Raw genomic sequence first — 24,951 nt, forward strand, 5'->3', positions numbered from 1 at the left:
CCGGCGGGATGCTGCGCTCAGTCCGCCAGCACCGCAGCGATCCGCTCCGCCAGCCGCGCCGCGACCGCCGCCTTGGGCAGTCGCTCCCAGGTCTCGATCCCCTCGGCGGTGACGACTTGCACCGTGTTGGCGTCCCCGCCCATCACGTCGCCCGAGACGTCGTTGGCGACGATCCAGTCGGCGCCCTTGCGCACGCGCTTGGCGGTGGCGTGCGCGACGACCTGCTCGGTCTCGGCGGCGAAACCCACCAGCAGGCGCGGCCGGCGCGGGTCTTTCGCCAGCCCGGCGAGAATATCGGGGTTGGCGACCAGCGCGAGCGGCGCCGGCGCGGCGCCGTCCTTCTTCAGCTTCTGCACCGCCGCCTGCTCGACGCGCCAGTCGGCCACCGCCGCCACCATCACCGCGGCATCGGCGGGCAGCGCGGCGTCGACCGCCGCCGCCATCTCGGCCGCGGTCGCCACGTCGACCCGATCGACCCCGGCGGGCGTGGCGAGCGTCACCGGGCCTGCCACCAGCGTGACGCGCGCGCCGAGGTCGGCGAGCGCCGCGGCGAGGGCGAAACCCTGCTTCCCCGAGGAGCGATTGGCGATGAAGCGCACCGGATCGATCGGCTCGTGCGTCGGCCCCGCCGTGACCAGCACATGCCGCCCCGCCAGCACGCCAGCGGCGCGCGGCGCGAGCATGCGCTCGATCCGGTCGGCGATCGCCAGCGGCTCGGGCAGCCGGCCGGGACCGAACTCGCCGCACGCCATCGCGCCCTCGTCGGGCTCCATCACCGTGACGCCGTCGCCGCGCAGCTGCGCCACGTTGCGCTGGGTCGCGGCGTGCAGCCACATGCGGACGTTCATCGCGGGCGCGGCCAGCACCGGCTTGTCGGTGGCGAGCAGCAGCGTGGTGGCGAGATCGTTCGCCAGCCCCGCCGCCATGCGCGCGAGCAGGTCGGCGGTAGCGGGCGCGATGACGACGAGATCGGCCTCGCGGCTGAGCTGGATGTGGCCCATCTCGGCCTCGTCCTTGAGATCCCACAAATCGGTGTAGACCTTGTCCTCGCTCAGCGCGGCGAGCGTCATCGCGGTGACGAAATGCGCCCCGCCCTCGGTCAGCACGCAGCGCACCCGGTGGCCGCGGCGACGCAGCGCGCGCACCAACTCGCACGATTTGTAGGCGGCGATCCCACCGCCGACGATCAGCAGGATCCGGCTCATCGTGTCACCCTCGTCACCGTGATGCGACGTCGCCCCGGCGCGCCCCGCAGCAGATCGGCGATCGCGTCGGGTGCGAGCGCGAGTCCGGGGGCGACCAGCGCGGTCGCGAGCGTCGCGCTGTGCAGCCCGGCGAACCGCCCGTCGGCGGCAATCCCGACCAGCACGAGCGCGACCACGCGCGGTCCGAGCGCGCGCGGTAATGCCGCCCACCCGAGCAAAGCGAGCAGCAGCAGCGCCGCCGCCAACCCGGGGGCGACACCCGGCAGCGCGGCGCCGAGCAGCCGCGCCAGCCCGCCCGGCGGCGCGATCAGCAGCGGGGCCGCCTCGGTCGGTAGCGGCATCGCTGCGGCGACCGCCCACAGGTGGCAACCGAGCACGGCGCCCCCGACCGCGAGCGCGAGGAGCCAGCCGAGCGCCTCGCGCGCGCTGCCGTCGCGGAGCGCGAAAGCCCCCATCACGACCGGCACCAGCAGCGCGGCGGGATCGATCACCGCGGCGGCGCAGCCGAGCGCGGCGGCGGTGCCCCAGCGCTCGGCGCGGCGCAGCAGCACGGCGAAGGCGGCGAGCAAGGCGGCCCAGCCGGCGTGCGGCGCCTGCTCCCACAGCAGCGCGACCGCGGCGGTCCCGGCGACGAGCAGCAGCGCGGCGAGCACCTGGCCGGCGGCGCCGACGAACAGCGCGGCGAGCCGCTGCACGCCGACCGCGACCAGCGCGGCGAGCGCAGCGCCGACCAGCAGCAGCATTGCCCCATTCGGCAGAGCGGCACTGACGGCGGCGAGCGTCGGCGGCAGCGCGCGCGCGTCCTCGCCGTCGGGCGTCGAGCGGGCCAGGTCGCGGAAGGTCTCGTAATAATTGCCACCGTGGCGCATCGCCGCGACAATCGAATCATGGAGCAGTTCGGCGGCGGGTCGTGTGCTCACCTCGGACAAGCCGACCGCCGCGATCAGGCCGACCAGCAGCGCCGCGCACCACCACCGCGCCGTGCCGCGCTCGACCCGGCCGAGGCGGGTCGGCGCGACGAGCAGCAGCGGCGCAAACGTCACCACGGCGCCGCCAGCAGCATCGCGCCCGCGCCCGCAGCCAGGCCGATCGCACCCACCAGAACGTAACGCCAGCCTCCGCCCACGCGCACCACCTGAATCTCCTTGAGCGGCGGCTGCGGCGGCGCGCCGCCCGGCGCCGGGAAGCGCGCCTCGATCCGCCGCACCAGCTCGGGCAGCCGAGCGAGCGTGCGCACGTCGGCAACGAGCCGGTCGGCGATCGCCGCCTCGGGGCCGAGCTCGGTGCGGATCCAGTCCTCGACCAACGGCGCTGCGGTGATCCAGAGGTTGATGTCGGGATCGAGCGCGGTGGCGACGCCCTCCACCATCACCATCGTCTTCTGCAGCAGCAGCAGGTGCGGCTGGGTGACCATGTCGAAATCGCGCGTGATGCCGAACAGCCCGTCGAGCATCATGCCGATCGACATGTCCTTGACTGGCAGGCCGCGCATCGGCTCGCCGACGGCGCGCAACGCCGTAGCGAACTCCTCGACGCTGTGATGCGCCGGCACATATTGCGCCTCGAAATGAATCTCGGCGACGCGGCGATAATTACCCGTGATCAGGCCGTAGAGGATCTCGGCCAGCCATACGCGTGCGCGCCGGTCGATCCGTCCCATGATGCCGAAATCGATCGCCGCGACCTCGTCGCCCGGCAGCGCGAACAGATTGCCCTGGTGCAGGTCGGCGTGGAAGAAGCCGTCGGCGATCGCCTGACGCAGGAAGGCGTGGACGAGCACGCGGGCCAGCTCGCGCAGGTCGTAGCCGGCCTCGATCAGCGCCGACCGATCAGACAATTTGATGCCGTCGATCCACTCGATCGTCAGCACCTTCCCGGTGGTGCGTGCCCAGTCGACCGCGGGCACGAAAAACTTGGGCTCGGCCGTCATTGTCTCGGCCAGCTCGGACGCCGACGCCGCCTCGCGCGTGAAGTTGAGCTCGCGCGCGGTCCAGCGTTTGAACGTCTCGATCACCAGCCGCGGCTGGAGCCGCGCGATCTCGCCGCCCATCGGCTCGATCTGCGCAGCCGCCCACTCATAGGTGTCGATGGCGCGCGCGAAATCCTCCTCGACGCCGGGGCGCAGCACCTTGACCGCGACACGCCGACCATCGGTGGTGATGGCGCGGTGGACCTGTGCGATCGAGGCCGAGCCGACCGGCACCTCCTCGATCTCGCGGAACAAGGTGTCGAGCGGGCGGCCGAAGCTGGTCCGCATCACCTGCGAGATCGCGGCATAGGGCACCGGCGGGATCGAGTCCTGCAGCCGCAGCAGGTCGTGCGCGGCCTCCTCGCCCACCAGGTCGGGGCGGGTGGCGAGCGTCTGGCCGAACTTGATCGCCGCCGGCCCGAGCGCCTCGAAGGCGTCGGCGTAGCGCGGCGTGGCAGGCACGCGGGCGCCGAGCCGCGCGAGTCGCAGCAGCCGGCGCAGCCGCGGTGGCGTGTTGAGGTCGCGCTCGAGCCCGCGCAGCGCGCCATGGCGCGCCAGCGTGCGCCCCCAGCTGAGCAGCCGCCAGGTGTGGACGATGGGTGAGGTCACATCTTCCAGCCGCTGTGGATCGCCACCAGCCCGCCCAGCACCGCCTCGACGCGGGTCTGCACGAAACCGGCCTCGGCGATCATCCGCTCGAATGCGGGCATGTCGGGGAATCGGCGGATCGACTCGATGAGATAGCGGTAGCTGTCAGAGTCGCCGGCGAGCAGCTGGCCGAGCTTCGGCACCATGCGGTGCGAATAGGCGTCGTACACCTCCGCGAAGCCGGGCCATTGCGTGGTCGAGAATTCGAGGCAGTAGAAGCGGCCGCCCCGGCGCAGGACGCGATGCGCCTCACGCAGCGCGGCGGGGATATCGGTGACGTTGCGGATGCCGAAAGCGATCGTATAGGCGTCGAAGAAGCGCTCGGGGAAGGTCAGCGTCTCGGCATTGGCCTCGGTCCACACCAGTCCGTCGATCCCGCGCTGCTGCGCGCGGCGCATGCCGACCTCGAGCATCTCAGGGTTGATGTCGGCGACAGTCACCGCGGCGCCGTGCGCGGCGAGACGGAAGGCGATGTCGCCCGTGCCGCCCGCCATGTCGAGGATCTGCTCGCCCGCGCGCGGCTTGACCCGGCGTACGAAGCGATCCTTCCAGAGCCGGTGCATGCCCCCCGACATGGCGTCGTTCATCAGATCGTAGCGGCTCGCCACGTTGGAGAAGACGCCGCGCACGCGCGCGGTCTTCTCGACCGGGGTGACGTCCTCGTAACCGAAGGAGACCACGCGCTCGCTGGCGGCGCTGCCGGGGGTATCGCTCATGCCCGCCGCTCTAGGGCGTGCGCCGGGGGGAGGGAAGGGGGAGCGCCCGCTGATCTCAAACGGTCAGCGCCCAGGCCCGGCGTTCGGCTATCTCGATCGTGCCGCCGCCTCATGCCTGACACGATCGTGATCCGCGCGATAAGCGGCGTCGCGCGGCCTCCCTAGCCTCGCCGAGGTCGAGTCACTAAGTCACCGCCATGCCCGAGCTTCCCGAAGTTGAGACCACCGTGCGCGGGCTGACGCCGGTGCTGCTCGACGCCACGCTCGCGCTGGTCGAGCCGCGCCGCGGCGACCTGCGCCGGCCGTTCCCGCCCGAGCTACGCCAGCGGCTCACCGGTGCGCGGGTCATCGCGTTGTCGCGCCGCGCCAAATACGGTCTGATCGACACGGATCGCGGCGACACGATGATCTTCCACCTCGGCATGTCGGGGCGCTGGCGGGTCGACCCAGCCGAGCTGCTCGCGCACGATCATCTGCTGGTCGAGACGGCGGCGGGGCGGCGGCTCGCGCTCAATGATCCGCGCCGCTTTGGCTCGGTCGATCTGTGGCCCACCGACGAGCTGGTCGGCTTCCCTGCGTTTGCGGCGCTCGGCCCCGAGCCGCTCGGCCCTGCCTTCACTGCCGACTATCTACGCGCCGCGCTGGCGGGCAAGACGACGTCGATCAAGCTCGCGCTGCTCGACCAGCGGGTGGTCGCCGGGCTGGGCAATATCTATGTCTGTGAGGCGTTGTATTACGCGCGGATCAACCCGCGCCGGGCGGCGGGGCGGATCGCGCGGTCGCGGCTGGAACGGCTGGTCGAGACGGTCCACGAGGTGCTTGAGTCCGCAATCGCGGCGGGCGGCTCAAGCCTGCGCGACTATGCCCGGCCCGACGGCGAGCTCGGCTATTTCTCCAAGCAGTTCGCGGTGTATGGCCGTGAGGGCGAGCCGTGCGGCTGCGGCGGGACGGTGCACCGCTATGCCGAGGGTGGGCGCTCGACTTTCTGGTGCCCGGCCTGCCAGCGCGGTTGACCCTACGCGGCACCCGCGCTATGGGCCGCGCCTTCGAGGGTGACGGTGTTGCCGGCCGCCCTGCTTTTCATCGATTCGAAACAGTCAGAGGACGTTCATGGCGAACACGCCGCAAGCCAAGAAGCGCATCCGCCGCAACGAGCGCCGGGCCGAAGTCAACGGTAACCGCGTCGGTCGGATCCGCACCTTCGTGAAGAAGGTCGAGGCAGCGCTCGCGGCCGGCGACAAGGCCGGGGCGGCGACCGCGCTGCAGGCGGCGCAGCCTGAGATCGCGCGCGGCGTCGCCAAGGGCGTACTCCACAAGAATACGGCAGCGCGGAAGTTCTCCCGCCTGACCAAGCGCGTGGCCGGGCTCGCCTAAGCTAACGCCTTATCAGTGCTACGAAAACGCCCGCCGGGACGCTCCCGGCGGGCGTTTTCGTATGCGGTTTCGGCAATCCCCGGGCCGGGTCGGCGCTTCTTTCCAAAAGCCTCGGGAATCCTGCGATTCGCACCCGATACGATCGCGAGATCTTCAAAAAAACCAAGCAATTACAGTCACTTATGAGATATTTGACGCATTTGCGTGGGTGATGGCGAGTCAACCTTCTTTATTTCGATTTTGTGTCCGCGACCGGTCTTGATCGACTCAGTCGGCTGTTCCTAATCCTGTCGAACCGCACCGGCGATCGTCCGGCGCGGCACAGAGACACCGTCTGATAGCCGACGCGCGAGGGGCCGCGGGCAGGGGGACGTTTGACTTTGCGGATGAATGATCCGCGAACGCTCGCGTTCGCGGCAACGGGAGAGTCGTGCGTGGCGCAACTGGCGGAGCGAGTGGACGGGATGAGCGACGTGGCGCGGGCCTGGACCCGGGTGCGCGCCAACCTGCGCCAATCCGCCGGGGCGCGGCTGTTCGACCAGTGGCTCGCACCGATCGAGCTGGCCGACGCAACCGACCCGCTCGACGTTCGGCTGACGCTGCCGTCCCCGTTCATGACCAACTGGGTGCGCAGCCACTATGCCGAGCGGCTGGTGCACGAGTTCCGCGCGGTGCTGCCGGGCGTGCGCAGCGTTGAGGTCGAGACCGCGCCGCGCGCGCCGGTCGCCGCCGTGCTGACCGCGCCGGCCGCGGTCGCGGCACCGGCGGAGCCAGCCGCCGCCGACCCGGGGGAGGCCGGCGAGCGCCCGCAGCTCGATCCACGGCTCACCTTCGACCGGTTCGTCGTGGACGAGTCGAACCTGGTCGCGGTCAACGCCGCGCGCGCGCTGGCCGCGCCCGGTCCCGTGCGGTTCAGCCCGCTCTTCCTCCACGGCGCGACCGGACAGGGCAAGACCCACCTGATGAACGCGGTGGCACACGCCTTCCTCGCAGCGCACCCGGGCGCGCGCGTGATGCTGATGTCGGCGGAGCGCTTCATGTTCGAGTTCGTCGCCGCGGTGCGTGCGCGCGACACGTTCGCGTTCAAGATGAAGCTGCGCGGTCTCGACCTGCTGCTGATCGACGACCTCCAATTCATTGCCGGCAAGGACTCGACCCAGGAGGAGTTCTTCCACACGGTCAACGAGATCATGGCCGCGGGTAAGCGATTGGTGATCGCCGCCGATCGCGCGCCCCAGGCGCTCGAGGGGATTGAGCCGCGCATCCTCGGCCGTCTCGGCGGCGGGCTGGTGGCGGACATCCGCCCCTCGTCGCTGACGCTGCGCCGCGAGGTGCTCGCGCGACGCGTGGCGGACATGCCGGACGTACGTGTCCCCCCCGCGGTGCTCGATTTGCTGGCGACCCGGATCACCGCGAGCATCCGCGAGCTAGAGGGTGCGCTCACGCGGGTCACCGCTTATGCGATGCTGACGGGTGCGACGATCGACCTCGACTTCGCGACGCAGACACTCGGCGATATGCTGCGCGGGCACCAGCGGCGCGTGACGATCGACCAGATCCAGAAGCTGGTGTCGGATCATTTCGAGCTCAAGCCGCTCGACCTGATCTCGGCGCGTCGCGCGCGTGCGGTGGCACGGCCGCGGCAGATCGCGATGTATCTCGCGAAGAGACTGACAACGCGCTCGCTGCCAGAGATCGGCCGCAAGTTCGGCGGGCGCGATCACTCCACCGTGATCCACGCGGTCAAGCGGATCGAGGCGCTGCGTGACAGCGACCGCGAGGTCGACGGCGCGGTGCGGATGCTGCTCGGCCAGCTCGGCGGCTGAGCGCCGCTTACGCCGCGCGGCGCAGCGGCTCCTCCTCGATTGAGTCCGGCATCGGCGGGAGCTGAGTGACCGTGGTGCTGGCGGTGGCGCGCCGGCGATCTGGGAAGAGCAGTCGGCTGGCCAGCACGATCACGCCCAGCGCGGCATAGGTCGCTATCACCGCTTCAAGGCTGAACAGCAGCGCGCCCGCAAAGGCGGCGCGCAGCCACAGCGGATTGAAGCCCAAATCCGCACCGACCGCGGCGCAGACGCCGAAGAGGTTGTCGCGTGGGGCGGGTGGGGTGGTGGACTCGGTCATGCGCTCTCTCGCTCTCTCGGGCGGCGGTCGCCGCGGCTCACGAGAGGCTCAGCAAGAGTGATGCCAGACAGACTTTCGCTCTCCCTCAAAGGAGGGCTGGAGAGGGGCGTGGCCGCTAACGCGCCGTCTGCGAAAGCTCCCCGCCCCCAACCTTTCGTCCAATGGGAAGGGAAGAAGCGCCATCATCTGGCGTTACGCGCCACCAACAGCACGCAGCTTACGCCAACAACCCCATCGCGCGCTGCGCTTGGCGCAGTGTCGGCGCCGCCAACGCGCGCGCCTTCTCCGCGCCGCGCTCCAGGATTGAATCGATCGCGGCGCGATCGTCGAGCAACCGCACCATCTCGTCGCGGATCGGCGCGAGCTTGGCCACTGCCAGGTCCGCCAACGCCGGCTTGAAGGCGCCGAACCCCTTGCCGGCGAACTCGCTGAGCACGTCCTGCGGCGTACGGTCGGCCAACGCCGCGAAGATCGTCAGCAGGTTGCGTGCTTCGGGTCGGCCGTCCAGCTCCTCCACCGTCGCCGGCAGCAGGTCTGGATCGGTCTTCGCCTTGCGGAACTTGTCGGCGATAACCTCGTCGCTGTCGATCAGCTTGACCAATGATTGTTCCGACGGGTTGGACTTGCTCATCTTCGCTGCGGCGTCGCGCAGCGACATGATCCGCGGCGCCGCGGCGCTGATCAGCGGCTCGGGCAAGGTGAACAGCGCGCTGTCATAGTCGGTGTTGAACTTGGTCGCGATGTCGCGCGCCAGCTCGAGATGCTGCTTCTGGTCCTCGCCGACGGGGACGTGCGTGCCGTTGTACAGCAGCACGTCCGCGGCCATCAGCACGGGATAATCGTAGAGGCCGACGCTGGCGCCCTCGCGATTCTTCCCCGCCTTGTCCTTGAACTGGGTCATGCGGTTGAGCCAGCCGACGCGCGCGACATTGTTGAGCAGCCAGGCGAGCTCGCTGTGCGCGGGCACGCGTGCCTGGTTGAACAGGATCGAGCGCTCGGGGTCGATTCCGGCCGCGACCAGCGTGGCGGTCATCTCGATCGTGTTGGCGGTCAGCTCGGCGGGCGCGATGAACTCGGTGAGGCCGTGCAGGTCGGCGATGAAGTACATCGTCTCGCCGCCCTGCGCCTGGATCTGATCCTGCATCGCGACCCACTGCTTTACGGCACCCAGATAATTGCCGAGGTGGAGGTTGCCGGTCGGCTTGATACCGGAGACGACGCGCATCTTGGTCATCGGGAAGAGGCTCTGCGACGGAGGAGGGATCGAAGGTCGGCAACGCGGAACGCGCCGGTGGCGAAACAGGCGAGCGCGTAGATCGCGACGCCCGCGCCGACCAGCACCGCCAGCGCGACGCCGCGCACGACGAGGCTGCCGGTGAGATAGGGGTCGACCAGCGGTGTCACGAGCAGCAGCGCGCCGCCCATCAGCAGCGCAGCGAGCGCGAGCCGGGGCACCTTGCGCTTGAGCTGCGGGTCGAGCGCGAAATGACCGCGCCGCGCCAGCACGACGTAGAGCGAGGCGACGTTGACCGTCGACGCCAGCGCGGTGGCGAGCGGCGGGCCGATCTGGCCGATGTTCCAATGCGCCAGCGTCGGGATCAGCACGAGGTTGCCGACGAGGTTGAGCGCGACCGAGTAGAGCGCCAGCCGCACCGGCGTGCGCGTGTCGGCGCGCGCGTAGAAGCCGGGAGTGAGCACCTTGACCAGCACGTAGCTGGGCAGCCCGAGCGAGAAGGCGGCGAGCGCCTGCGCCGAGCGCGCGCTGTCCGCGCCGGTGAAGGCGCCGTGCTGGAACAGCCCGCGCACGATCGGCTCGGCGGCGAAGACAAAGGCGGCGGTGGCGGGCAGGGTGAGGAACAGCGCGAGCTCCAGGCCGCGGTTCTGCGTCTCCATCGCCTCGGCGTCGCGCCCCTCGCTGAGCAGCCGCGACACGACCGGCAGCAGGATCGTGCCCAGCCCGATGCCGATCATGCCGAGCGGCAGCTGGTTGAGTCGATCGGCGTAATAGATCGCGGAGACCGAACCGGCGGAGAGCAGCCCGGCGGCCAACGCGGTCGAGATGGCGAGATTGACCTGCGCCGCGCCAGCGCCCGCGGCGGCGGGAACGATCAGCTTCAGCAGCCGCTTGACGTCATCGTCTATCCGGGGGCGCCGTAGCCTCAGCGATACGCCTGCGCGTCGGCAGGCCAGCCACAGCCAGGCAAGTTGGAACGCTCCACCGACCGTGACGGAGATCGCCTGAGCGCGCGCGGTCACATAGACGTCGCTGCCGTGAAAGAAGAGCAGGCCACCGACCATCGCCACGTTCAGCAGGATCGGAGCCGCGGCATTAACCCAGAAGCGGTCGAGGGAGTTGAGAATGCTCCCGAGCAGCGAGACGAGCGAGATCAGCAGCAGATAGGGGATGGTGAAGCGAGAGAGCATCACCGCGAAGGCGAACTGATCCGCGGTTGGGTGCTGACGTTCGAAGCCGAGTGACAGCGCCCATGTCAGCGGCCACGCCGCGACCAACATCGCGGCGGTGAAGACGAGCAGCACCGGAAACAGCACTGCCAACGCGCGCTCGGCGAAATCGACGCCCGCGGGGGTGCCGCCACCCTCGGCCACCTTGCGGTTGAACAACGGGATGAAGGCGGCGGAGAAGGCGCCCTCCGCGAAGAGGGCGCGGAACATGTTGGGCAGGCGGAACGCGACGAAGAAGGCGTCCGAGGCGAAGCCCGCGCCGACATAGCTCGCCTGCAGCGTGTCGCGCACCAGCGCGAGCACGCGGCTGGCCAACGTCAGCCCGCCGACCGATCCGAGCGCTTTGGCGATATTCATAGCGCTAACGGCCACTCGAGTTCGCGCGGGCGCGGGAACCCAGAGACATACGAGCCAGGCTCGCCGCCCTGGGCTCCTGCGTGCGCAGGAGCACCGCTACGACCTCAGGCCTGGCCGATCTCGCCACCGAACGACACGCCCTGCGCCTGTGCCTGCTGGAGGAACAGCGCGTTGAAGTCGATCGGCTCGAGCAGCAGCGGCGGAAAGCCGCCGTCGCGGATCGCGTCGGCGACGACGCGGCGCGCGAACGGGAAGAGCAGCCGCGGCCCCTCGCCGAGCAGAAAGGGCTGGACATGCTCGGTCGGCACGTTGCGCAGCCCGAACAGGCCGGCATAGGACAACTCGGCGATGAAGGCGGTCTTGCCGCCGGTGGTGGCGCGCACCTCGATCTTGAGCGTCACCTCGTGGACGTCCTCGCCCACCTGTGCCGCACCGATGTCGAACTGGACGTTGATCTCGGGCGGGTTGGGCTCCTGGTAGACCGCCGGAGCGTTCGGGTTCTCGAACGACAGGTCCTTGACGTATTGCGAGATCAGGCCCGCAGCCGGGGCCGTGTCCGCGCCGTTGGCGAGCGGCTCGCCGCCGAGATTGTCCTGGCTGTCCATCGTCCGTCCCTTCACCGATTCTGTGTCGCGCGCGCCGGGGAGCCCCGGGCGCAGCAGTCAGCGGCGGTTAGCAGCGCGGCTGGCGGGATACAATCGCCGCCCCGGCGATTTGACCCAGGGCAGTTTGATGTTCGGCGCCGTCATGCCTATGTACGACGTCAAGTTTTCGCAGACCAGCCGTCTGGAGTTGCCGTGTTCTACGTAGTCCTGCTCGCCATGGTCGCCGGCTTCCTCGCCCTGCGGCTCTACTCGGTTCTCGGCAAGCGCTCCGGCCACGAGCAGCCGCTGCCCAAGCCTGCCGAAGAGCGAGTCGGCACGGCGGCGCTGCCGCGTACCGTCGACGTCACTCCTGAGGTGCGCGAGCTTGTGATGCGGCCGTTCGACAGCGGCACCGAACCCGGCCTCCGCGCGCTCGTCGCGGCCGAGCCGCAGTTCGATGTCAACCGTTTCATCGAGGGTGCCAAGTCGGCCTATCGCATGATCCTCGAGGCGTATTGGCGCGGCGACATCGAAGCGTTGCGCGGGCTGGTTGCGCCGGACGTGCTCGCCGCGTTCCAGGAGGCGATCTTGGCGCGACAGGCGGCAGGCCACGTGCTCGACAATCGCCTGATTTCGGTCGAGCGCGCCAGCATTGCCTCGGCGTCGGTCGGTGGCGGTGAGGCGCGCGTCACCGTGCGCTTTGACGCCGATATCGCCGCGGTGACCCGCGACGGTGAGGGCCAGGTGGTCGCGGGATCGACCAGTGACGCGGTCGAGACCCACGATGTATGGACCTTCGTGCGTCAGGTGAAGACCGCTGACCCGAACTGGATCCTTGCGGACACCGACGAAGCGTAAGACGCCGCGGACGACGGCGTGACAGCGAAAGGGGCGCAATGCGGATAAGAGGGGCGCTCGCGTTGGCGGGCGCCATGGCAGTCGCCGCGTGCGTCGGGCCCGGCGCGCGACTGACGCCGCCGCGCAGCGGTGCGAGCCGCCCGGCCTTTGCCCCGTCTGCCTCGCGCCCGCCGCGCGCGGCGGCACCGACTTCCTATCCGCTCGATCGACCGGCGCGGCAGCCGGTCGCGTCGACGCCGCTCCCGCCGGTGCCGGGCATCGCCGTGCCGGGCGCGGTCAGCGCCTCGGCCAACGGTATCGTGCGCGGCCCCGCGGTCAGCACACTCCCGCTCGAGCGCGACCAGGCCAGCGCCGCGCTCGCCGCTTTCCGGCTGAGCTGCCCCAGTCTGGTCCGCCGCACTGACACGAGCGGGCTGACGCTCGGCGCCGACTGGCAGGCGGCCTGCATCGCGGCGTCGACCACCGCCGACCGCGACGCTGCTTCCTTCTTCCAGCGCTGGTTCGAGGCGGTGCAGGTGGGCGATGGCCGCGCTTTCGCCACCGGATATTTCATCCCTGAGATCGCCGGCTCGCGCGAGCCGCGCCCCGGCTACGCCCCGATCTACGCGCGCCCCACCGACCTGATCGACGTCGACCTCGGCAGCTTCGTCGACACGCTCGCGGGCAAGAAGATCCGCGGTCGCGTCGATGGCAGTCGACTGGTGCCCTATTACGACCGCACCGCGATCGAGCAGGGCGCGCTGGAGGGGCGCGCGCGCGTGCTCGGCTATGCCGCCGACCCGGTCGAGCTGTTCTTCCTCCAGGTGCAGGGCTCGGGGCTGGTGCGCATGCGTGGCGGCGAACTGCTACGCATCGGCTATGAGACGCAGAACGGCCGCGAATACACCGGGATCGGTGCGCTGATGAAGAGCCGCGGGCTGCTCGGACCGGGGCAGTCGTCGATGCAGGGGATCGTCGCCTGGCTCCACGCGCATCCCGATGAAGGCCGCGCGATCATGCGCGAGAACAAGAGCTACGTCTTCTTCCGCGAGCTCGACGGGCCACCGCTCGGCGCGCTGGGCCTGCCGGTCACCGGCGGCGTCACCGTCGCCGCCGACCCGCGCTTCGTGCCGCTCGGCGCGCCGATCTTCCTCTCGATGGACCGCACCGACGCCAACGGCGTATGGATCGCGCAGGACACCGGCGGCGCGATCAAAGGCGCCAACCGGGTCGATACCTTCTGGGGCGCGGGCGAGGCGGCGCGCGCCACCGCTGGCGGGATGAGCGCGCGGGGCACCGCCTTCCTGCTGCTCCCGGTGGGCAGCTACGACCGCTGGGTAGCCCGACGCGCCGCGGGAGGCGTAGGTGGCGGGACGACGCCTCGGCGCTGACGAGGAAGCGCTGTGGGCGCGCGTGCGCGCCACGGTGCGCGCGCTGCCGGGGCGGCGGGCCGAGCCCGTCGCTGCCGCGCCGCCGCTGCCCGAGCCGACTGCACCACCGCGCACGACGTCGGTGACTCCGGTCAGCGCGCCGGCGCGTCCCGCGCCGCGCGGCCCCGGCGAAACGCTCGACCGCGGCTGGGACCGGCGGCTCGCGACTGGCCATGTCGCGCCCGAGCGGACGATCGACCTGCACGGTCACACGCTCGCCTCGGCGCATAGCGCGCTCGACTTCGGTTTAGGCGCGGCGATCGCGCGCGGGGAGCGGGTGGTGCTGCTCGTCACGGGCAAGCCGCCGCGGCCGGAGAGCCAGCGCCCGCATGCGCGCGGTGCGATCCGCGCCTCTGTGCTCGACTGGCTCCAGCTCTCGCGCCACGCCGGCGTGATCGCCGCGATCCGCAACGCCCACCCGCGGCACGGCGGCGCGGGCGCGCTGTACGTGATCTTGCGGCGGAAGCGGTGAGCGGGTGGAGAGCGTCAAAGGGCCCGGGATGACGGCAGTCTTGGGTCTTGGGACGGAAGGCGACCCGGGCCTCAACCCGCGAAGGCGCGCTCGATTGTCCGCTCGTAGATGTCGGTCAGCTGCGCCAGATCGTCGAGCGTCACCGCTTCGTCGGGCTTGTGCATCGTCGCGTTGAGCAGCCCGAACTCCACCACGGGGCAGAGCGCGCGCAGGAAGCGCGCGTCGGAGGTCCCGCCGGTGGTCGATAGCTCGGGCGTTCGCCCCGTCACCTCGAGGATCGCCGACGAGACCAGCGCCGACAACGCCCCTGGCGCGGTGAGGAACGCCTCGCCTGAGACTCGCGCCATCACCTGCGCCGTGGGGGCGTGGGCGCGGACGATCGCCTCCACCCTGGCCGCCAGATCGGCGCCGCGGTGGAGGTCGTTGAAGCGGATGCTCAGCCGCGCGCTGGCGTGCGCGGGAATGACGTTGGTCGCGGGATTGCCCACCGTGATGTCGGTGATCTCTAGGTTGGACGGCTGGAACCACTCGCTGCCCGTGTCGAGCACCAGCGCGTCGAGCTCGGCGAGTGCCGCGATCAGCGGCCGGATCGGATTGTCGGCGAGGTGCGGGTAGGCGACATGCCCTTGCCGCCCCGGCACGTCGATCCAGACGTTGACCGAGCCGCGCCGCCCGATCTTGACCATGTCGCCAAGCGCAGCGACCGAGGTGGGCTCGCCGACCAGGCACAGGTCGGGCAGCAGCCCGCGCGCGCGCATCCGCTCGATCAGCGCCACCGTGCCGTACGTGGCGGGTCCTTCCTCGTCCCCGGTGATGATCAGCGTCAGCTGGCCGGCGTCGGCCGGGACGCGCGCCGCGGCGACGACGAAGGCGGCCACCGCGCCCTTCATGTCGACTGCGCCGCGCCCGCGCAACAGGCCGTCGGCGATCACCGGCTCGAACGCGCCCGCGCTCCAGCCCGGCCCCGGCGGCACGACGTCGACATGGCCGGCAAAGGCGAGATGACGCCCGCTGCCGCGGGTCGCCAGCAGGTTCTCGACCGGCCCATCGGGTGCCTCACCGGCGACGAAGCGCTCGACCGCGAAGCCGAGCGGCAGCAGCACCGCCTCGAGCACGTCGAACACCGCGCCGCGCGCCGGCGTCACGCTCTCCGCAGCGATCAGCGCGCCCGCGAGTTGAACCACGTCGATCACGCGAGGAGTTCCTTATGCCCAAAGTCGATGTCGAGCGCCTGCCGTCGCACGAGGGGAGCGACTATCCCGCGCCGTTCGACGCGGCGGCGTCGGATCGCACGGTGCGCGTGCTGTCCGAGGCGATGGGGCTGGGCGACTTCGTCGCCACGCACGTCACCGTGCCGCCGGGCGGTTGGTCGTCGCAGCGCCACTGGCACGAGGGCGAGGACGAGGTGGTGGTCGTGCTCAGCGGCGAGGCAGTGCTGGTCGACGACACTGGCCGCCACTCGCTGCGCGCGGGCGACATCGCCACCTTCCGCAAGGGCGAGGCGAACGCGCATCATCTCCGCACCGAGAGCGACTCGCCCTGCGTCCTGTTCGCGGTGAGCCTGCCCGAGGCATCGACGGTGCATTATCCCGATATCGCGATGCATTGGCACCCGCGGCACGGCTACGAGGCCGAGCCGACGCCGGGCGGGGAGGGGGCGCACTAGGCGGCCGGCTGCTCGAACTTCTCGATCACCCATTCCTCCTCCTGCGCGCCGGCGATCCAGTCCTGCAGGAAGGGGTGGCGCAGCACCGCACCGATATAAGCGGCGGCGAAGCGGGGGGCGGGGAGCGAGTAGGTGACGATGCGCGTGCACACCGGCGCGAACATGATGTCGGCCGCGCCGAACGCGCCGAACAGGAAATCGCCCTCGCCGGCGCCGCCGAAGCGCGCGCGTGCCTGCGCCCAGAGCTCGAAGATCCGCGTCAGATCGGCCGCGACGTCGTCGTCGATCGGGCTCGGCGCGTAGATCTGGCGCACGTTCATGCCGTGCTTGCGGCGCAGCGCGGCGAAGCTGGAGTGCATCTCCGCCGCCATCGAGCGCGCCATGGCGCGCGCCGCTTCGTCCTCGGGCCAGAAGGGCGCGCGCCCGACCTTGTCGGCGAGATAGTCGACGATGGCGAGGCTGTCCCACACCACCGCCTCGCCGTCCCACAGGATCGGCACCTTACCGGAAGAGGGGGCGAACTCGTCGCCCTCGCGACGCTTGTCCCACGCCTCGTCGTAGAGCGGGACCACCACTTCCTCGAAGGGAAGCCCCGACTGGCGGCAGGCGAGCCAGCCGCGCAGCGACCAGGAGGAATAGGCCTTGTTGCCGATGATCAGCTTCATCCCCGCTGGTTAGGCGCGCGAAACGGGGAGGGCAATCGCGCGCGTATCGCCGACGTGCGTGTGCGTGCGGTTAACCGCTCTTGTAGAGCCGGCGGCAGTGATGCCGGGCGTAGCGTCGCGGCTGGCCGCTCCCGGCCGGAGGGTGATGTCGATGACCTTGGACCCGCTCAGCACGCCGCCCTGCACCGCCGATCTGGCGCCGCGCGCACCCGCCTTCATCCAGGCACCGCGGCTGGTGTTCGGCTCGACCATGGCTTTGCCGAGCCGCTCCGAACTGCTGCGGCGGCAGATCGCCGCGGCGCGGGAGCGCGTGCGGGCGCATTGAGGCGTGGGGAGCACTTTGAGCGAGCGCTTCACCAGGTGCGCGTCAGTTGGGAGTGCGACGAACTGAGGAAGGCATCAGGCGCTCGGCTGCTACCGGCCACCTCCGTCATCCCCGCGCAGGCGGGGATCCAGACGCGCGAACGGTGCGTCAAATTCGCGAACCTCAGCGTGTGCGGATTCCTGCTTACGCAGGAATGACGAAGGAGTACGGCGGGCGCGTCGACCAGGCCCGCGCGCACGCCCTTCTTCCTAGCCGATCGACTCGATCACGGCCGCGCGAAGTTCGGCGATACCCATTCCGGTCTCGCTAGCCGTCGTGAGGATCTGCGGGTGAGCCGCAGGGCGTTTGCGCGCTTCTTCCTCGGTGCGCGCCAGTACCTCCGCGAGATCGGTGGCTTTCACCTTGTCCGCTTTGGTGAGTACCAGGCGATAGCTCACCGCGGCCTTGTCGAGCATCGCGAGCACCTCACGGTCGACCTCCTTGATGCCATGGCGGCTGTCGATCAGCACCAGCGCCCGCTTCAGCGCCTGACGCCCGCGCAGATAATCGTTCACGAGGAAGCGCCATTTCTTGACGACGTCCTTGGGCGCCTTGGCGAAGCCGTAGCCCGGCATGTCGACCAACCGGAATACCGCCGGGTCGCCGACGTCGAAGAAGTTGAGCTCCTGCGTCCGTCCCGGCGTCACCGAGGTGCGCGCCAGCGCCTTGCGGCCGACCAAAGCGTTGAGCAGCGACGACTTGCCGACGTTCGAGCGGCCGGCGAACGCTACCTCGGGCATCTCCGCCGGCGGCAGATACTCGAGCGCCGGCGCCGACTTCAGGAACTCCACCGGCCCGGCGAAGCGCTTCCGTGCCGCCTCGATCAGCTCCTCGTCAAAGGCGGCGCCGTCGTCGCTCACTTCGCCGCCGCCTGCTTGAGCTGTGGATGGCGGCTGTAGAGCCACTTCTGCTGCGCAATCGAGATGCAGTTGGTGGTGATCCAGTAGATCTGCAGCCCGACCGCGAAGGGCGCCATCACGAACATCAGCACCCAGGGCAGAATCGCAAACACCTGCTTCTGCGCGTCCTCCATCGGCGCCGGGTTGAGCCGGAACTGGAAGAACATCGAAATGCCCAGCAGCACCGGCACCACGCCGATGGCGAGGAAGTGCGGCAGCGTGATCGGGATGTAGCCGAACAGGTTGAGGATCGTCGCCGGATCGGGCGCGGACAGGTCCTTGATCCAGAGGACGAAATGCTGGTGACGCATCTCGATCGTCAGCAGCAGCGCCTTGTACAGCGCGTAGAAGATCGGGATCTGGATGAACGTAGGCAAACAGCCCGCCAGCGGGTTGACCTTCTCCGCCTTGTACAGCGCCATGATCTCCTGCTGCTGGCGCGGCTTGTCGTCCTTGTAGCGCTCCTGGATCGCCTTCATCTTGGGCTGGAGCGCGCGCATCGCCGCCATGCTGGCGAACTGGCGCTGCGCGATCGGGAAGACGAGCAGCCGGATCGTCAGCGTCAGGATGATGATCGCGACACCGAAATTCCCGACCAGACGGAACAGCAGGTCGAGGTAGTAGAAGATCGGCTTCTCGACGAGGCGGAACCAGCCCCAGTCGATCGCATAGTCTAGCTTCGTCACCGCGCCGGTGTCGGTGTAGCGGTCCAGCAGCTTCACTTCCTTGGCACCCGCGAACAGCTTGGCGGTCTGGCTCAGCTGTCGGCCGGGCGGCAGCAGCTGCGGCGCGGTGGTGAAATCGGCCTGGTAGCTCTGGTTCGGCCCAGCGCGGAACTGACCGTCGAAGGCGCGACCCTGGTCGGGCACCATCGCGGCGAGCCAGTACTTATCGGTGAAGCCGAGCCAGCCGCCGTTGCTGGTGAAGCGCGCGGGCGCCGAGGCGAGGTCCTTGAAATTGGGGTTATAGTGCGCCGCGCCGTTGTTAACCGACATCGGCCCGGTGTGGATCGTCCAGCTGTCCGGGTCCTTGGACACGCCGATGCGGTTGACCAGGCCATAGGCCGCGACCGGCACCGCGCCGCTGCCGGCGTTGGCGACGGTCTGCTTGATCGTGAAGAGATAGTCGTTGTCGACCGCCAGCTCGATCGCGAAGCGCTGGCCCTGCGCGTTGCTGGCGGTGAGCGTCACCGGCGTGCCCGGGGTGAGCACGGGCGCCGAGGCGGTCCACACCGCATCGGCGGCGGGCGGGCGCAACCCCTCGTCGCGCCAGCCGAACGCGGCGAAATACGCGTCCTGCGTGCCCGCCGGCGAGAACAGCCGGATCGGCGGCGAGTTGGCCGCGACCGTCTCGTTGTAGCGGGTCAGCACGAGATCATCGATCCGCGCGCCCTTGAGGTTGATCGAGCCCTTGAGCGCGGGCGTCTCGATGCGGACGCGCGGGCTCTCCGCCAGCACCTTCGTGCGATCGCGCAAGGCGGCGGGCGAGTCGGCGGTCGGGTCGGCGCCCGGCTGCGGCAGCGCGCGCGACTTGCCTTGCTCGACCTTGGTCGCGGGCGGGTTCGCCGTCGGGAAGAAGCGGTTCTGCACCAGCGGCCATCCGAACAGGATGAGCGCGGCCACTACCGCGAACAGCACGAAGTTCTTGCTCTCGTCCTTCACAGGCGTCCCAAGCTTTCCTTATGGCACCGGATCATGGCCGTGCCCGCCCCAGGGATGACAGCGCGCGATCCGCCGCACCGCCAGCCACCCGCCCTTGACCGCGCCATAGCGGCCAAGCGCCTCGATTGCATAGGCGGAACATGATGGTTGGAAGCGGCACGAGGGCGGCAGCACCAGCGACGGCCCCAATTGCCAGGCGCGCGCCACCCAGATCAGCGCGCGCGCGATCACTTGCGTGTCTTCGCCAGCGCGCGGGTGAGATCGGCGCCGAGCTGCGCCCAGTCGCGATCCTTCGCGGCCAGTCGGCCGATCAGCACATGGTCGGCGCCTTCCGTCCCGTGGCTCGGCAGGACCTCACGCGCCAGCGCGCGAAAGCGCCGCTTGATGCGGTTCCGCACCACCGCATTGCCGACCTTCTTGGTGACGGTGATGCCGAGACGCATGCTGGCGTCACCATCCCCGCGCGCCTTCACCAGCAGCACGAAGCCGGGCATCGGAGCGCGACGCCCGGCATTAGCGGCCAGATAGTCCGACCGCTTCGTCATCCGGCCCACAGCCACCTTCGGCTCCGGACCGGCGGAGCGCTCGATTACGCCGACAGCTTCTTGCGGCCGCGCGCGCGGCGCGCCCGGATCACCGACCGGCCGCCGACCGTCGCCATCCGCGCGCGGAAGCCGTGACGGCGGGCGCGCACCAGATTGCTCGGCTGAAAGGTCCGCTTCATGAGTCATTTCCCGAATTCGAATGGCAAAGGGCCGCCACGTGGACGGCCCGAACGATCGTGGCCGCTAAGCGAACGGCACACGAAAGTCAACGCGCGCAAGGTAGAGCGACACGATCGGCCACGCCGGGTCAGCAGGTTCGGCGCCGTCACGTTGACAAGCCGGAGCATGGCGCGGTCTGCGTCGGCTTCATGGTCGCGATCGTCTCCACGCTGGCATATCTGGGGCTCGAGGCGCGTGCCGTCGAGGTGCAGGTGCAACTCATCCCCGGGCTGCCCGCCTTCAACCTCGTCGGCCTCGCCGACAAAGCGGTGGGCGAGAGCCGCGAGCGCGTGCGCGGCGCGATCGCCGCGATGGGCCTGTCGCTCCCGCCAAAGCGCATCGCGGTCAATCTCTCGCCCGCCGACCTGCCCAAGGAAGGTTCGCACTTCGACCTGCCGATCGCGCTGGCGCTGCTCGCCGCGATGGGGCTGGTCGAGGCCGCGGCGCTGGAGCGCTACGTCGTTGTCGGCGAGCTCGGGCTTGACGGGCGGCTGGCGCCGTCGCCGGGCGTGCTGCTCGCCGCACTCCACGCCGGCGCCGCGGGCAGAGGGCTGATCTGCCCCGCGGCGCAGGGCAGCGAGGCGGCCTGGGCGGGCCAGCTCGAGGTGATCGCCGCGCCCGATCTCATCGCGTTGCTCAACCATCTCAAGGGTCGACAGCTGCTCGCGGCGCCGCCCCCGGGCGAGGTGATCGAGCGCCGCAACGGGCCCGACCTGCGCCAGGTGCGCGGGCAGGAGATCGCCAAGCGCGCCCTCGAGGTCGCCGCGGCGGGCGCGCACAACCTGCTCTTCGTCGGTCCGCCCGGCGCGGGCAAGTCGCTGATGGCGGCGTGCCTGCCCGGCATCCTGCCGCCGCTCGACTCGGCCGAGGCGCTGGAGGTGTCGATGGTCCAGTCGGTCGCGGGCACGCTTGCCGGCGGCGCGCTGACGCGGGTGCGGCCGTTCCGCGCGCCGCACCACTCGGCGAGCATCGCGGCGCTGACCGGCGGCGGGCTGCGCGTGCGTCCGGGCGAGGTGAGCCTCGCGCATAACGGCGTGCTGTTCCTCGACGAGCTGCCTGAGTTCCAGCGGGCGGTGCTCGACTCGCTGCGCCAGCCGCTCGAGAGCGGCACCGTCAGCATCGCGCGCGCCAACGCGCACGTGACCTACCCGGCGCGGGTTCAGCTGGTGGCGGCGATGAACCCGTGCCGCTGCGGTCATCTCGGCGATCCCGCGCTGTCGTGCGGGCGCGCGCCGCGCTGCGCCGTCGATTATCAGGCGCGGGTCTCCGGCCCGCTGCTCGACCGCATCGACCTCCACGTCGAGGTGGCGGCGCTGACCGCGCTCGAGCTGGCGCTGCCGCCCGCGGCGGAGGGTTCGGCTGAGGTCGGCGCGCGCGTCGCCGCCGCGCGCGAGGTGCAGCGCGAGCGGCTCGCCGGCACCGGGCTGCGCACCAATGCCGAGCTCGACGGCGACCTGCTCGATCGCTTCGCCACGCCCGACGACGCCGGACGCGCGCTGCTCGTCGAGGCCGCGACGACGCTGCGGCTGTCCGCCCGGGGCTACACCCGCGTGCTGCGGACGAGCCGAACGATCGCCGATCTGGCCGGCTCCGAGACGGTCCGCCGCGCGCATGTCGGCGAGGCGCTGAGCTACCGGCGGCGGGGGACAGTCTTCTGAACCGCGCGCCTTATAGCGGTAGTCCAAGCCGCGCCAGCGACCAGGTCATTACGAGATAAAGCGCCACCGTGAGGACGCAGCCGCTAGCCAGCGCTGGCCAAAAGCCGACGCCGTGTCGCAGCAGGGTGGGGATGAGTAGGAACATCGGCAGCGATGGTAAGACGTACCAGAAGGTTGCCGCAGCATGCGCCGCCATCGTCGTACGGTCGGGCTTCTCGCTCCACAGCCATATCATGCCGACCACCGAGACGAGGGGCAGGGAGGCGATCAGCGCACCCGCGGTGGGGTAGCGTTTGGCCACGGTGGAGGCGAGCGCGATCACGATCCCCGACACGGCGGCCTTGATGGCGAGCTGCAGCATGGTCGATGCCTTACCGGCGGTGCTCAGGTCAGCAGGATTTGCCCAGTCCGCTTACACGTCGCCGAACCGCTCGACCGGCCGCGCGGGTCCGTCGCCCGCGGGCGCGCGCGCCGGCTCGATCGCGATCGGCTCGGGCGGGTCGAAGCCGCCTTCCCATTTGGCGATCACCGCGCTCGCCACCGCGTTGCCGATCACGTTGGTGGCGGTGCGGCCCATGTCGAGGAAGTGATCGATCGCGAGGATCAGCAGCAGCCCCGCCTCGGGTAGCTTGAACATCGGCAGCGTCGCCGCGATCACCACCAGGCTGGCGCGCGGCACGCCGGCGATGCCCTTGCTGGTGACCATCAGCACCAGCAGCATCGTCACCATCTGTCCCAGCGACATGTCGATGCCATAGGCCTGGGCGATGAACAGCGACGCGAACGTCATGTAGATCATCGAGCCGTCGAGGTTGAACGAATAGCCCAGCGGCAGCACGAAGCTGGCGATCCGCGGCGGTACCCCGAAGCGGTCGAGCGCCTCGAGCATGCGCGGATAGGCTGCCTCCGAGGAAGCGGTGGAGAAGGCCACCAGCAGCGGCTCACGCACGTGGCGGATCAGCGCGCCGATGCGCGGACCCAGGAACAGGAAGCCGATGCCGAGCAGCGCCGCCCACAGCACCAGCAGCGTGAGATAGAAGCTGCCCATGAAATAGGCGAGTTGGCCGATCACGTCGGGCCCGCGCTCGGTCAGCGTGCCAGCGACCGCGGCGAAGACGGCGAGCGGGGCGACACGCATGACATAGTCGGTCACCTGCAGCATGACATGGACGAGCGCGTCGATCGCGCGAACCAAGGGCGCCGCCTTCTCGCCCACCGCGGTAATCGCGACGCCGACGAAGACCGACATCACGACGATCTGCAGGATCTCGTTCTTCGCCATCGCATCGACCATCGAGGACGGCACGATATGGGTGAAAAAGTCCTTGAGGTTGAACGCCGCAGTCTCGAGCCCGCTCGTCCCGCTCGCGGCCGGCAGCGCGAGACCCACGCCGACGCCGGGTTTGAGCAGGTTGACCATGATCAGCCCGAGCGTGAGCGACAGCAGGCTGGCCGAGAGGAACCAGGCGAGGCTGCGGGCGCCGATCCGGCCGAGCGCGCGCGTGTCGCCCATCTGCGCGATGCCCGACACGAGCGTCGCGAACACCAGCGGCGCGATGATCATCTTGATCAGCCGCAGGAACAACGTGGTGACGATCGAGAAATAACCGGCGACCTCGGTGGCGCGCGTCGCCCCGGCAGGCGTGCCATCGTCGAGCCACACGTTGAGCACGAGGCCCAGCACGAGGCCGAGCGCGAGCCCGACGAGGATATAGAGGGTCAGCCGTTTGGCCATTCGTCGCTCCGGTTGATGCGCGCGCGAGGGAAGGGGATTGCGAGCACTCGGTCAAGCGCCCTAGTGCCGGCACATGACGACGCGAAGCCCTTATCGCCCCGCCCGACGAGACGTGCTGACGGGCGGTGCCGCGCTGCTCGCCGGGACGGGCACCGTGTCGGCCGCCGCCGCGGTGGTGCGCGCCGCGGCGCCCGATCTCGCCGCGCTTGCTGACCTCACCGCGGACGCGCACCCGATCGACGCCGCCGAGCGCGCAACGCGGCTGGAGCGGGCGCAGGCGCTGATGCGCGCGCACGGGATCGGTGCGGTGCTGGTCGAGCCGGGATCGAGCCTGATCTATTTCACTGGTGTGCGCTGGGGGCGCAGCGAGCGGCTCACCGCGGCGATCCTGCCGGTGGAGGGCGAGCCTTGTGTCGTCACGCCCTTCTTCGAGGAACCATCAGTACGCCAGACGCTGGCAGTGCCGGCCGAGGTAAGGGTGTGGCAGGAGGACCAAGACCCGCTCGCGACGGTCGCCGGCTTCCTGCGCGACCGCGGGCTGGCGGCGCGCCCGGTGGGCGTCGAGGAGAGCGTGCGCTATTTCGTCTACGCCGGTCTGGCGCGCACCCTGCCGGGCGCGCGGCTGGTCAGCGCCAACCCGGTCGTGCGCGGCTGCCGCATGATCAAGACCGCGGCCGAGATCGCGCTGATGCAGCGCGCCACCGAGGTGACGCTAGCGGCCTATCGCTGGACCTATCCGCGGGTCGAGAAGGGCATGACCGGACAGCAGATTGGCGCGCTGATGAGCGCCGCAACCGAGAGGCTCGGCGGCGAACCCGAGTTTGCCCTGGCGCTGATCGGCCCCGCCGCCGCGCTGCCACACGGCAGCCGCGAGGTGATCCGGGTGGCCGCCGGACAGGTGGTGCTGATGGATTGTGGCTGCACCGTCCAGGGCTATCAGTCGGACGTGTCGCGCACCTGGGTGCACGGCAGCGCCTCGGCCGAGCAGCGGCGCATGTGGGATCAGGTGAAGGCGGCGCAGGCGCTCGCGTTTCGTACCGCGCGGGTGGGCGTCGCGGCGGGCACGGTCGACGACGCGGTGCGCGGCTATTACGAGCCGCTCGGCTACGGCCCGGGCTACCGCCTTCCCGGTCTGTCGCATCGCACTGGGCACGGCATCGGCATGGACGGGCACGAGCCGGTCAACCTCGTCCGCGGCGAGACCACCCGGCTCGCGCCAGGCATGTGCTTCTCGGACGAGCCCGGCCTGTACCTGCCCGGCAAGTTCGGCGTGCGGCTGGAGGATTGCTTCCACGTCACCGCGGACGGCCCGCGCTGGTTCAGCGAGCCGCCCGAATCGATCGAGCGGCCCGTCTGAGGC

Annotated in this window: 27 protein-coding genes; 9 read left to right on the top strand and 18 right to left on the bottom strand. The window is 70.2% G+C overall.

Annotated elements, in window-relative coordinates; genetic code table 11:
* Positions 1-17: 17 nt before the first annotated feature.
* From coaBC to QBJ89_RS00920, 4 genes are read right to left on the bottom strand one after another with little or no spacing between them, the layout of a single operon-like run.
* Positions 18-1,205, bottom strand: a complete 1,188-nt coding sequence (coaBC, locus tag QBJ89_RS00905; RefSeq protein ID WP_277978661.1) for a bifunctional phosphopantothenoylcysteine decarboxylase/phosphopantothenate--cysteine ligase CoaBC — start codon at positions 1,203-1,205, stop codon at positions 18-20.
* Positions 1,202-2,248, bottom strand: coding sequence for a hypothetical protein (locus tag QBJ89_RS00910; protein WP_277978662.1), 1,047 nt, complete (start codon positions 2,246-2,248; stop codon positions 1,202-1,204). Before QBJ89_RS00910 ends, coaBC begins: the two co-directional genes overlap by 4 nt.
* Positions 2,245-3,783 carry a 2-polyprenylphenol 6-hydroxylase gene (ubiB, locus tag QBJ89_RS00915; RefSeq protein WP_277978663.1) on the bottom strand — a complete coding sequence of 513 codons (1,539 nt, stop codon included), beginning with the start codon at positions 3,781-3,783 and terminating at the stop codon, positions 2,245-2,247. Before ubiB ends, QBJ89_RS00910 begins: the two co-directional genes overlap by 4 nt.
* Positions 3,780-4,538 (bottom strand): class I SAM-dependent methyltransferase, encoded by a 759-nt coding sequence (locus QBJ89_RS00920; RefSeq protein ID WP_277978664.1) that lies wholly within the window; start codon positions 4,536-4,538, stop codon positions 3,780-3,782. The genes ubiB and QBJ89_RS00920 overlap by 4 nt, the downstream gene beginning before the upstream one ends.
* A 197-nt stretch (positions 4,539-4,735) precedes the next feature.
* Here QBJ89_RS00920 and mutM point away from each other — a divergent pair, with 197 nt between their 5' ends.
* The 3 genes from mutM to dnaA all read left to right on the top strand — a co-directional run bounded on the left by mutM (position 4,736) and on the right by dnaA (position 7,738).
* Positions 4,736-5,551 carry a bifunctional DNA-formamidopyrimidine glycosylase/DNA-(apurinic or apyrimidinic site) lyase gene (gene mutM, locus QBJ89_RS00925; protein WP_277978665.1) on the top strand — a complete coding sequence of 272 codons (816 nt, stop codon included), beginning with the start codon at positions 4,736-4,738 and terminating at the stop codon, positions 5,549-5,551.
* A gap of 97 nt (positions 5,552-5,648) precedes the next feature.
* On the top strand, positions 5,649-5,912 hold the full coding sequence (rpsT, locus tag QBJ89_RS00930) for a 30S ribosomal protein S20 (protein ID WP_132909366.1): 264 nt from the start codon (positions 5,649-5,651) through the stop codon (positions 5,910-5,912).
* A gap of 464 nt (positions 5,913-6,376) precedes the next feature.
* Complete coding sequence (dnaA, locus tag QBJ89_RS00935; RefSeq protein ID WP_277978859.1) at positions 6,377-7,738, top strand: chromosomal replication initiator protein DnaA; 1,362 nt, start codon at positions 6,377-6,379, stop codon at positions 7,736-7,738.
* Between the two features lie 7 nt (positions 7,739-7,745).
* Here dnaA and QBJ89_RS00940 read toward each other — a convergent pair whose 3' ends face one another.
* The 4 genes from QBJ89_RS00940 to secB form a co-directional block, all read right to left on the bottom strand.
* Entirely contained in the window at positions 7,746-8,036 is a 291-nt protein-coding gene (locus tag QBJ89_RS00940; protein WP_277978666.1) for a PspC domain-containing protein, read from the bottom strand.
* A 217-nt stretch (positions 8,037-8,253) separates the two neighbouring features.
* Positions 8,254-9,261, bottom strand: a complete 1,008-nt coding sequence (trpS, locus tag QBJ89_RS00945) for a tryptophan--tRNA ligase (protein ID WP_277978860.1) — start codon at positions 9,259-9,261, stop codon at positions 8,254-8,256.
* Between the two features lie 5 nt (positions 9,262-9,266).
* Positions 9,267-10,856, bottom strand: a complete 1,590-nt coding sequence (gene murJ / locus QBJ89_RS00950; protein WP_277978667.1) for a murein biosynthesis integral membrane protein MurJ — start codon at positions 10,854-10,856, stop codon at positions 9,267-9,269.
* A 104-nt stretch (positions 10,857-10,960) separates the two neighbouring features.
* Positions 10,961-11,461, bottom strand: coding sequence for a protein-export chaperone SecB (gene secB, locus QBJ89_RS00955; protein ID WP_277978668.1), 501 nt, complete (start codon positions 11,459-11,461; stop codon positions 10,961-10,963).
* A gap of 192 nt (positions 11,462-11,653) precedes the next feature.
* Between secB and QBJ89_RS00960 the strand changes: the two genes are divergently transcribed.
* From QBJ89_RS00960 to QBJ89_RS00970, 3 genes are read left to right on the top strand one after another with little or no spacing between them, the layout of a single operon-like run.
* Positions 11,654-12,298, top strand: a complete 645-nt coding sequence (locus tag QBJ89_RS00960) for a Tim44/TimA family putative adaptor protein (RefSeq protein WP_277978669.1) — start codon at positions 11,654-11,656, stop codon at positions 12,296-12,298.
* Positions 12,299-12,336: 38 nt separating this feature from the next.
* Positions 12,337-13,668 (top strand): MltA domain-containing protein, encoded by a 1,332-nt coding sequence (locus QBJ89_RS00965; protein ID WP_431522488.1) that lies wholly within the window; start codon positions 12,337-12,339, stop codon positions 13,666-13,668.
* Positions 13,643-14,179: a Smr/MutS family protein gene (locus tag QBJ89_RS00970; RefSeq protein WP_277978671.1), complete on the top strand. Its 537-nt coding sequence runs from the start codon at positions 13,643-13,645 to the stop codon at positions 14,177-14,179. The genes QBJ89_RS00965 and QBJ89_RS00970 overlap by 26 nt, the downstream gene beginning before the upstream one ends.
* A 71-nt stretch (positions 14,180-14,250) precedes the next feature.
* On the opposite strand, the gene dapE is transcribed toward QBJ89_RS00970, so the two are convergent.
* Positions 14,251-15,372 carry a succinyl-diaminopimelate desuccinylase gene (gene dapE / locus QBJ89_RS00975; RefSeq protein ID WP_277978672.1) on the bottom strand — a complete coding sequence of 374 codons (1,122 nt, stop codon included), beginning with the start codon at positions 15,370-15,372 and terminating at the stop codon, positions 14,251-14,253.
* 14 nt (positions 15,373-15,386) lie between these two features.
* Between dapE and QBJ89_RS00980 the strand changes: the two genes are divergently transcribed.
* A complete protein-coding gene (locus QBJ89_RS00980) occupies positions 15,387-15,845 on the top strand; it encodes a cupin domain-containing protein (RefSeq protein WP_277978673.1) in 459 nt (152 codons plus the stop codon).
* Here the strand turns inward: QBJ89_RS00980 and QBJ89_RS00985 are convergent.
* The 7 genes from QBJ89_RS00985 to rpmH form a co-directional block, all read right to left on the bottom strand.
* Positions 15,842-16,510 (bottom strand): glutathione S-transferase family protein, encoded by a 669-nt coding sequence (locus QBJ89_RS00985; protein ID WP_277978674.1) that lies wholly within the window; start codon positions 16,508-16,510, stop codon positions 15,842-15,844. The two genes, QBJ89_RS00980 and QBJ89_RS00985, sit on opposite strands and share 4 nt — an antisense overlap.
* Positions 16,511-16,519: 9 nt before the next feature.
* The gene (locus tag QBJ89_RS00990; protein WP_277978675.1) at positions 16,520-16,867 is read right to left on the bottom strand and encodes a hypothetical protein; all 348 of its coding nucleotides are present in this window, start codon (positions 16,865-16,867) and stop codon (positions 16,520-16,522) included.
* A gap of 216 nt (positions 16,868-17,083) precedes the next feature.
* Entirely contained in the window at positions 17,084-17,734 is a 651-nt protein-coding gene (gene yihA / locus QBJ89_RS00995) for a ribosome biogenesis GTP-binding protein YihA/YsxC (protein WP_277978676.1), read from the bottom strand.
* The gene (gene yidC / locus QBJ89_RS01000) at positions 17,731-19,434 is read right to left on the bottom strand and encodes a membrane protein insertase YidC (RefSeq protein ID WP_277978677.1); all 1,704 of its coding nucleotides are present in this window, start codon (positions 19,432-19,434) and stop codon (positions 17,731-17,733) included. Before yidC ends, yihA begins: the two co-directional genes overlap by 4 nt.
* A gap of 18 nt (positions 19,435-19,452) precedes the next feature.
* Positions 19,453-19,665: a membrane protein insertion efficiency factor YidD gene (yidD, locus tag QBJ89_RS01005; RefSeq protein ID WP_132910560.1), complete on the bottom strand. Its 213-nt coding sequence runs from the start codon at positions 19,663-19,665 to the stop codon at positions 19,453-19,455.
* A complete protein-coding gene (gene rnpA, locus QBJ89_RS01010; protein ID WP_277978678.1) occupies positions 19,662-19,979 on the bottom strand; it encodes a ribonuclease P protein component in 318 nt (105 codons plus the stop codon). The genes yidD and rnpA overlap by 4 nt, the downstream gene beginning before the upstream one ends.
* 44 nt (positions 19,980-20,023) lie before the next feature.
* A complete protein-coding gene (gene rpmH, locus QBJ89_RS01015) occupies positions 20,024-20,158 on the bottom strand; it encodes a 50S ribosomal protein L34 (RefSeq protein ID WP_076743215.1) in 135 nt (44 codons plus the stop codon).
* A gap of 189 nt (positions 20,159-20,347) precedes the next feature.
* Between rpmH and QBJ89_RS01020 the strand changes: the two genes are divergently transcribed.
* On the top strand, positions 20,348-21,856 hold the full coding sequence (locus QBJ89_RS01020; protein WP_277978679.1) for a YifB family Mg chelatase-like AAA ATPase: 1,509 nt from the start codon (positions 20,348-20,350) through the stop codon (positions 21,854-21,856).
* A gap of 10 nt (positions 21,857-21,866) precedes the next feature.
* Here the strand turns inward: QBJ89_RS01020 and QBJ89_RS01025 are convergent, their stop codons facing one another.
* Positions 21,867-22,217 carry a DUF3147 family protein gene (locus tag QBJ89_RS01025; protein WP_277978680.1) on the bottom strand — a complete coding sequence of 117 codons (351 nt, stop codon included), beginning with the start codon at positions 22,215-22,217 and terminating at the stop codon, positions 21,867-21,869.
* 51 nt (positions 22,218-22,268) lie between these two features.
* The gene (locus QBJ89_RS01030; RefSeq protein WP_277978681.1) at positions 22,269-23,591 is read right to left on the bottom strand and encodes a dicarboxylate/amino acid:cation symporter; all 1,323 of its coding nucleotides are present in this window, start codon (positions 23,589-23,591) and stop codon (positions 22,269-22,271) included.
* A gap of 73 nt (positions 23,592-23,664) precedes the next feature.
* Between QBJ89_RS01030 and QBJ89_RS01035 the strand changes: the two genes are divergently transcribed.
* On the top strand, positions 23,665-24,948 hold the full coding sequence (locus QBJ89_RS01035) for a M24 family metallopeptidase (protein WP_277978682.1): 1,284 nt from the start codon (positions 23,665-23,667) through the stop codon (positions 24,946-24,948).
* The last annotated feature ends 3 nt before the right edge of the window (positions 24,949-24,951 follow it).

This window comes from Sphingomonas phyllosphaerae (assembly GCF_029623345.1).
Classification (GTDB): domain Bacteria; phylum Pseudomonadota; class Alphaproteobacteria; order Sphingomonadales; family Sphingomonadaceae; genus Sphingomonas; species Sphingomonas phyllosphaerae_C.

Excerpts from the sequence above, each read along its gene's own strand:
- coaBC (WP_277978661.1), bottom strand. The coding sequence starts at position 1,205 with ATGAGCCGGATCCTGCTGATCGTCGGCGGTGGGATCGCCGCCTACAAA.
- QBJ89_RS00920 (WP_277978664.1), bottom strand. The coding sequence starts at position 4,538 with ATGAGCGATACCCCCGGCAGCGCCGCCAGCGAGCGCGTGGTCTCCTTC.
- mutM (WP_277978665.1), top strand. The coding sequence starts at position 4,736 with ATGCCCGAGCTTCCCGAAGTTGAGACCACCGTGCGCGGGCTGACGCCG.
- rpsT (WP_132909366.1), top strand. The coding sequence starts at position 5,649 with ATGGCGAACACGCCGCAAGCCAAGAAGCGCATCCGCCGCAACGAGCGC.
- dnaA (WP_277978859.1), top strand. The coding sequence starts at position 6,377 with ATGAGCGACGTGGCGCGGGCCTGGACCCGGGTGCGCGCCAACCTGCGC.
- QBJ89_RS00940 (WP_277978666.1), bottom strand. The coding sequence starts at position 8,036 with ATGACCGAGTCCACCACCCCACCCGCCCCACGCGACAACCTCTTCGGC.
- trpS (WP_277978860.1), bottom strand. The coding sequence starts at position 9,261 with ATGCGCGTCGTCTCCGGTATCAAGCCGACCGGCAACCTCCACCTCGGC.
- murJ (WP_277978667.1), bottom strand. The coding sequence starts at position 10,856 with ATGAATATCGCCAAAGCGCTCGGATCGGTCGGCGGGCTGACGTTGGCC.
- secB (WP_277978668.1), bottom strand. The coding sequence starts at position 11,461 with ATGGACAGCCAGGACAATCTCGGCGGCGAGCCGCTCGCCAACGGCGCG.
- QBJ89_RS00965 (WP_431522488.1), top strand. The coding sequence starts at position 12,337 with ATGCGGATAAGAGGGGCGCTCGCGTTGGCGGGCGCCATGGCAGTCGCC.
- QBJ89_RS00980 (WP_277978673.1), top strand. The coding sequence starts at position 15,387 with ATGCCCAAAGTCGATGTCGAGCGCCTGCCGTCGCACGAGGGGAGCGAC.
- QBJ89_RS00985 (WP_277978674.1), bottom strand. The coding sequence starts at position 16,510 with ATGAAGCTGATCATCGGCAACAAGGCCTATTCCTCCTGGTCGCTGCGC.
- rnpA (WP_277978678.1), bottom strand. The coding sequence starts at position 19,979 with ATGACGAAGCGGTCGGACTATCTGGCCGCTAATGCCGGGCGTCGCGCT.
- rpmH (WP_076743215.1), bottom strand. The coding sequence starts at position 20,158 with ATGAAGCGGACCTTTCAGCCGAGCAATCTGGTGCGCGCCCGCCGTCAC.
- QBJ89_RS01020 (WP_277978679.1), top strand. The coding sequence starts at position 20,348 with ATGGTCGCGATCGTCTCCACGCTGGCATATCTGGGGCTCGAGGCGCGT.
- QBJ89_RS01025 (WP_277978680.1), bottom strand. The coding sequence starts at position 22,217 with ATGCTGCAGCTCGCCATCAAGGCCGCCGTGTCGGGGATCGTGATCGCG.
- QBJ89_RS01030 (WP_277978681.1), bottom strand. The coding sequence starts at position 23,591 with ATGGCCAAACGGCTGACCCTCTATATCCTCGTCGGGCTCGCGCTCGGC.
- QBJ89_RS01035 (WP_277978682.1), top strand. The coding sequence starts at position 23,665 with ATGACGACGCGAAGCCCTTATCGCCCCGCCCGACGAGACGTGCTGACG.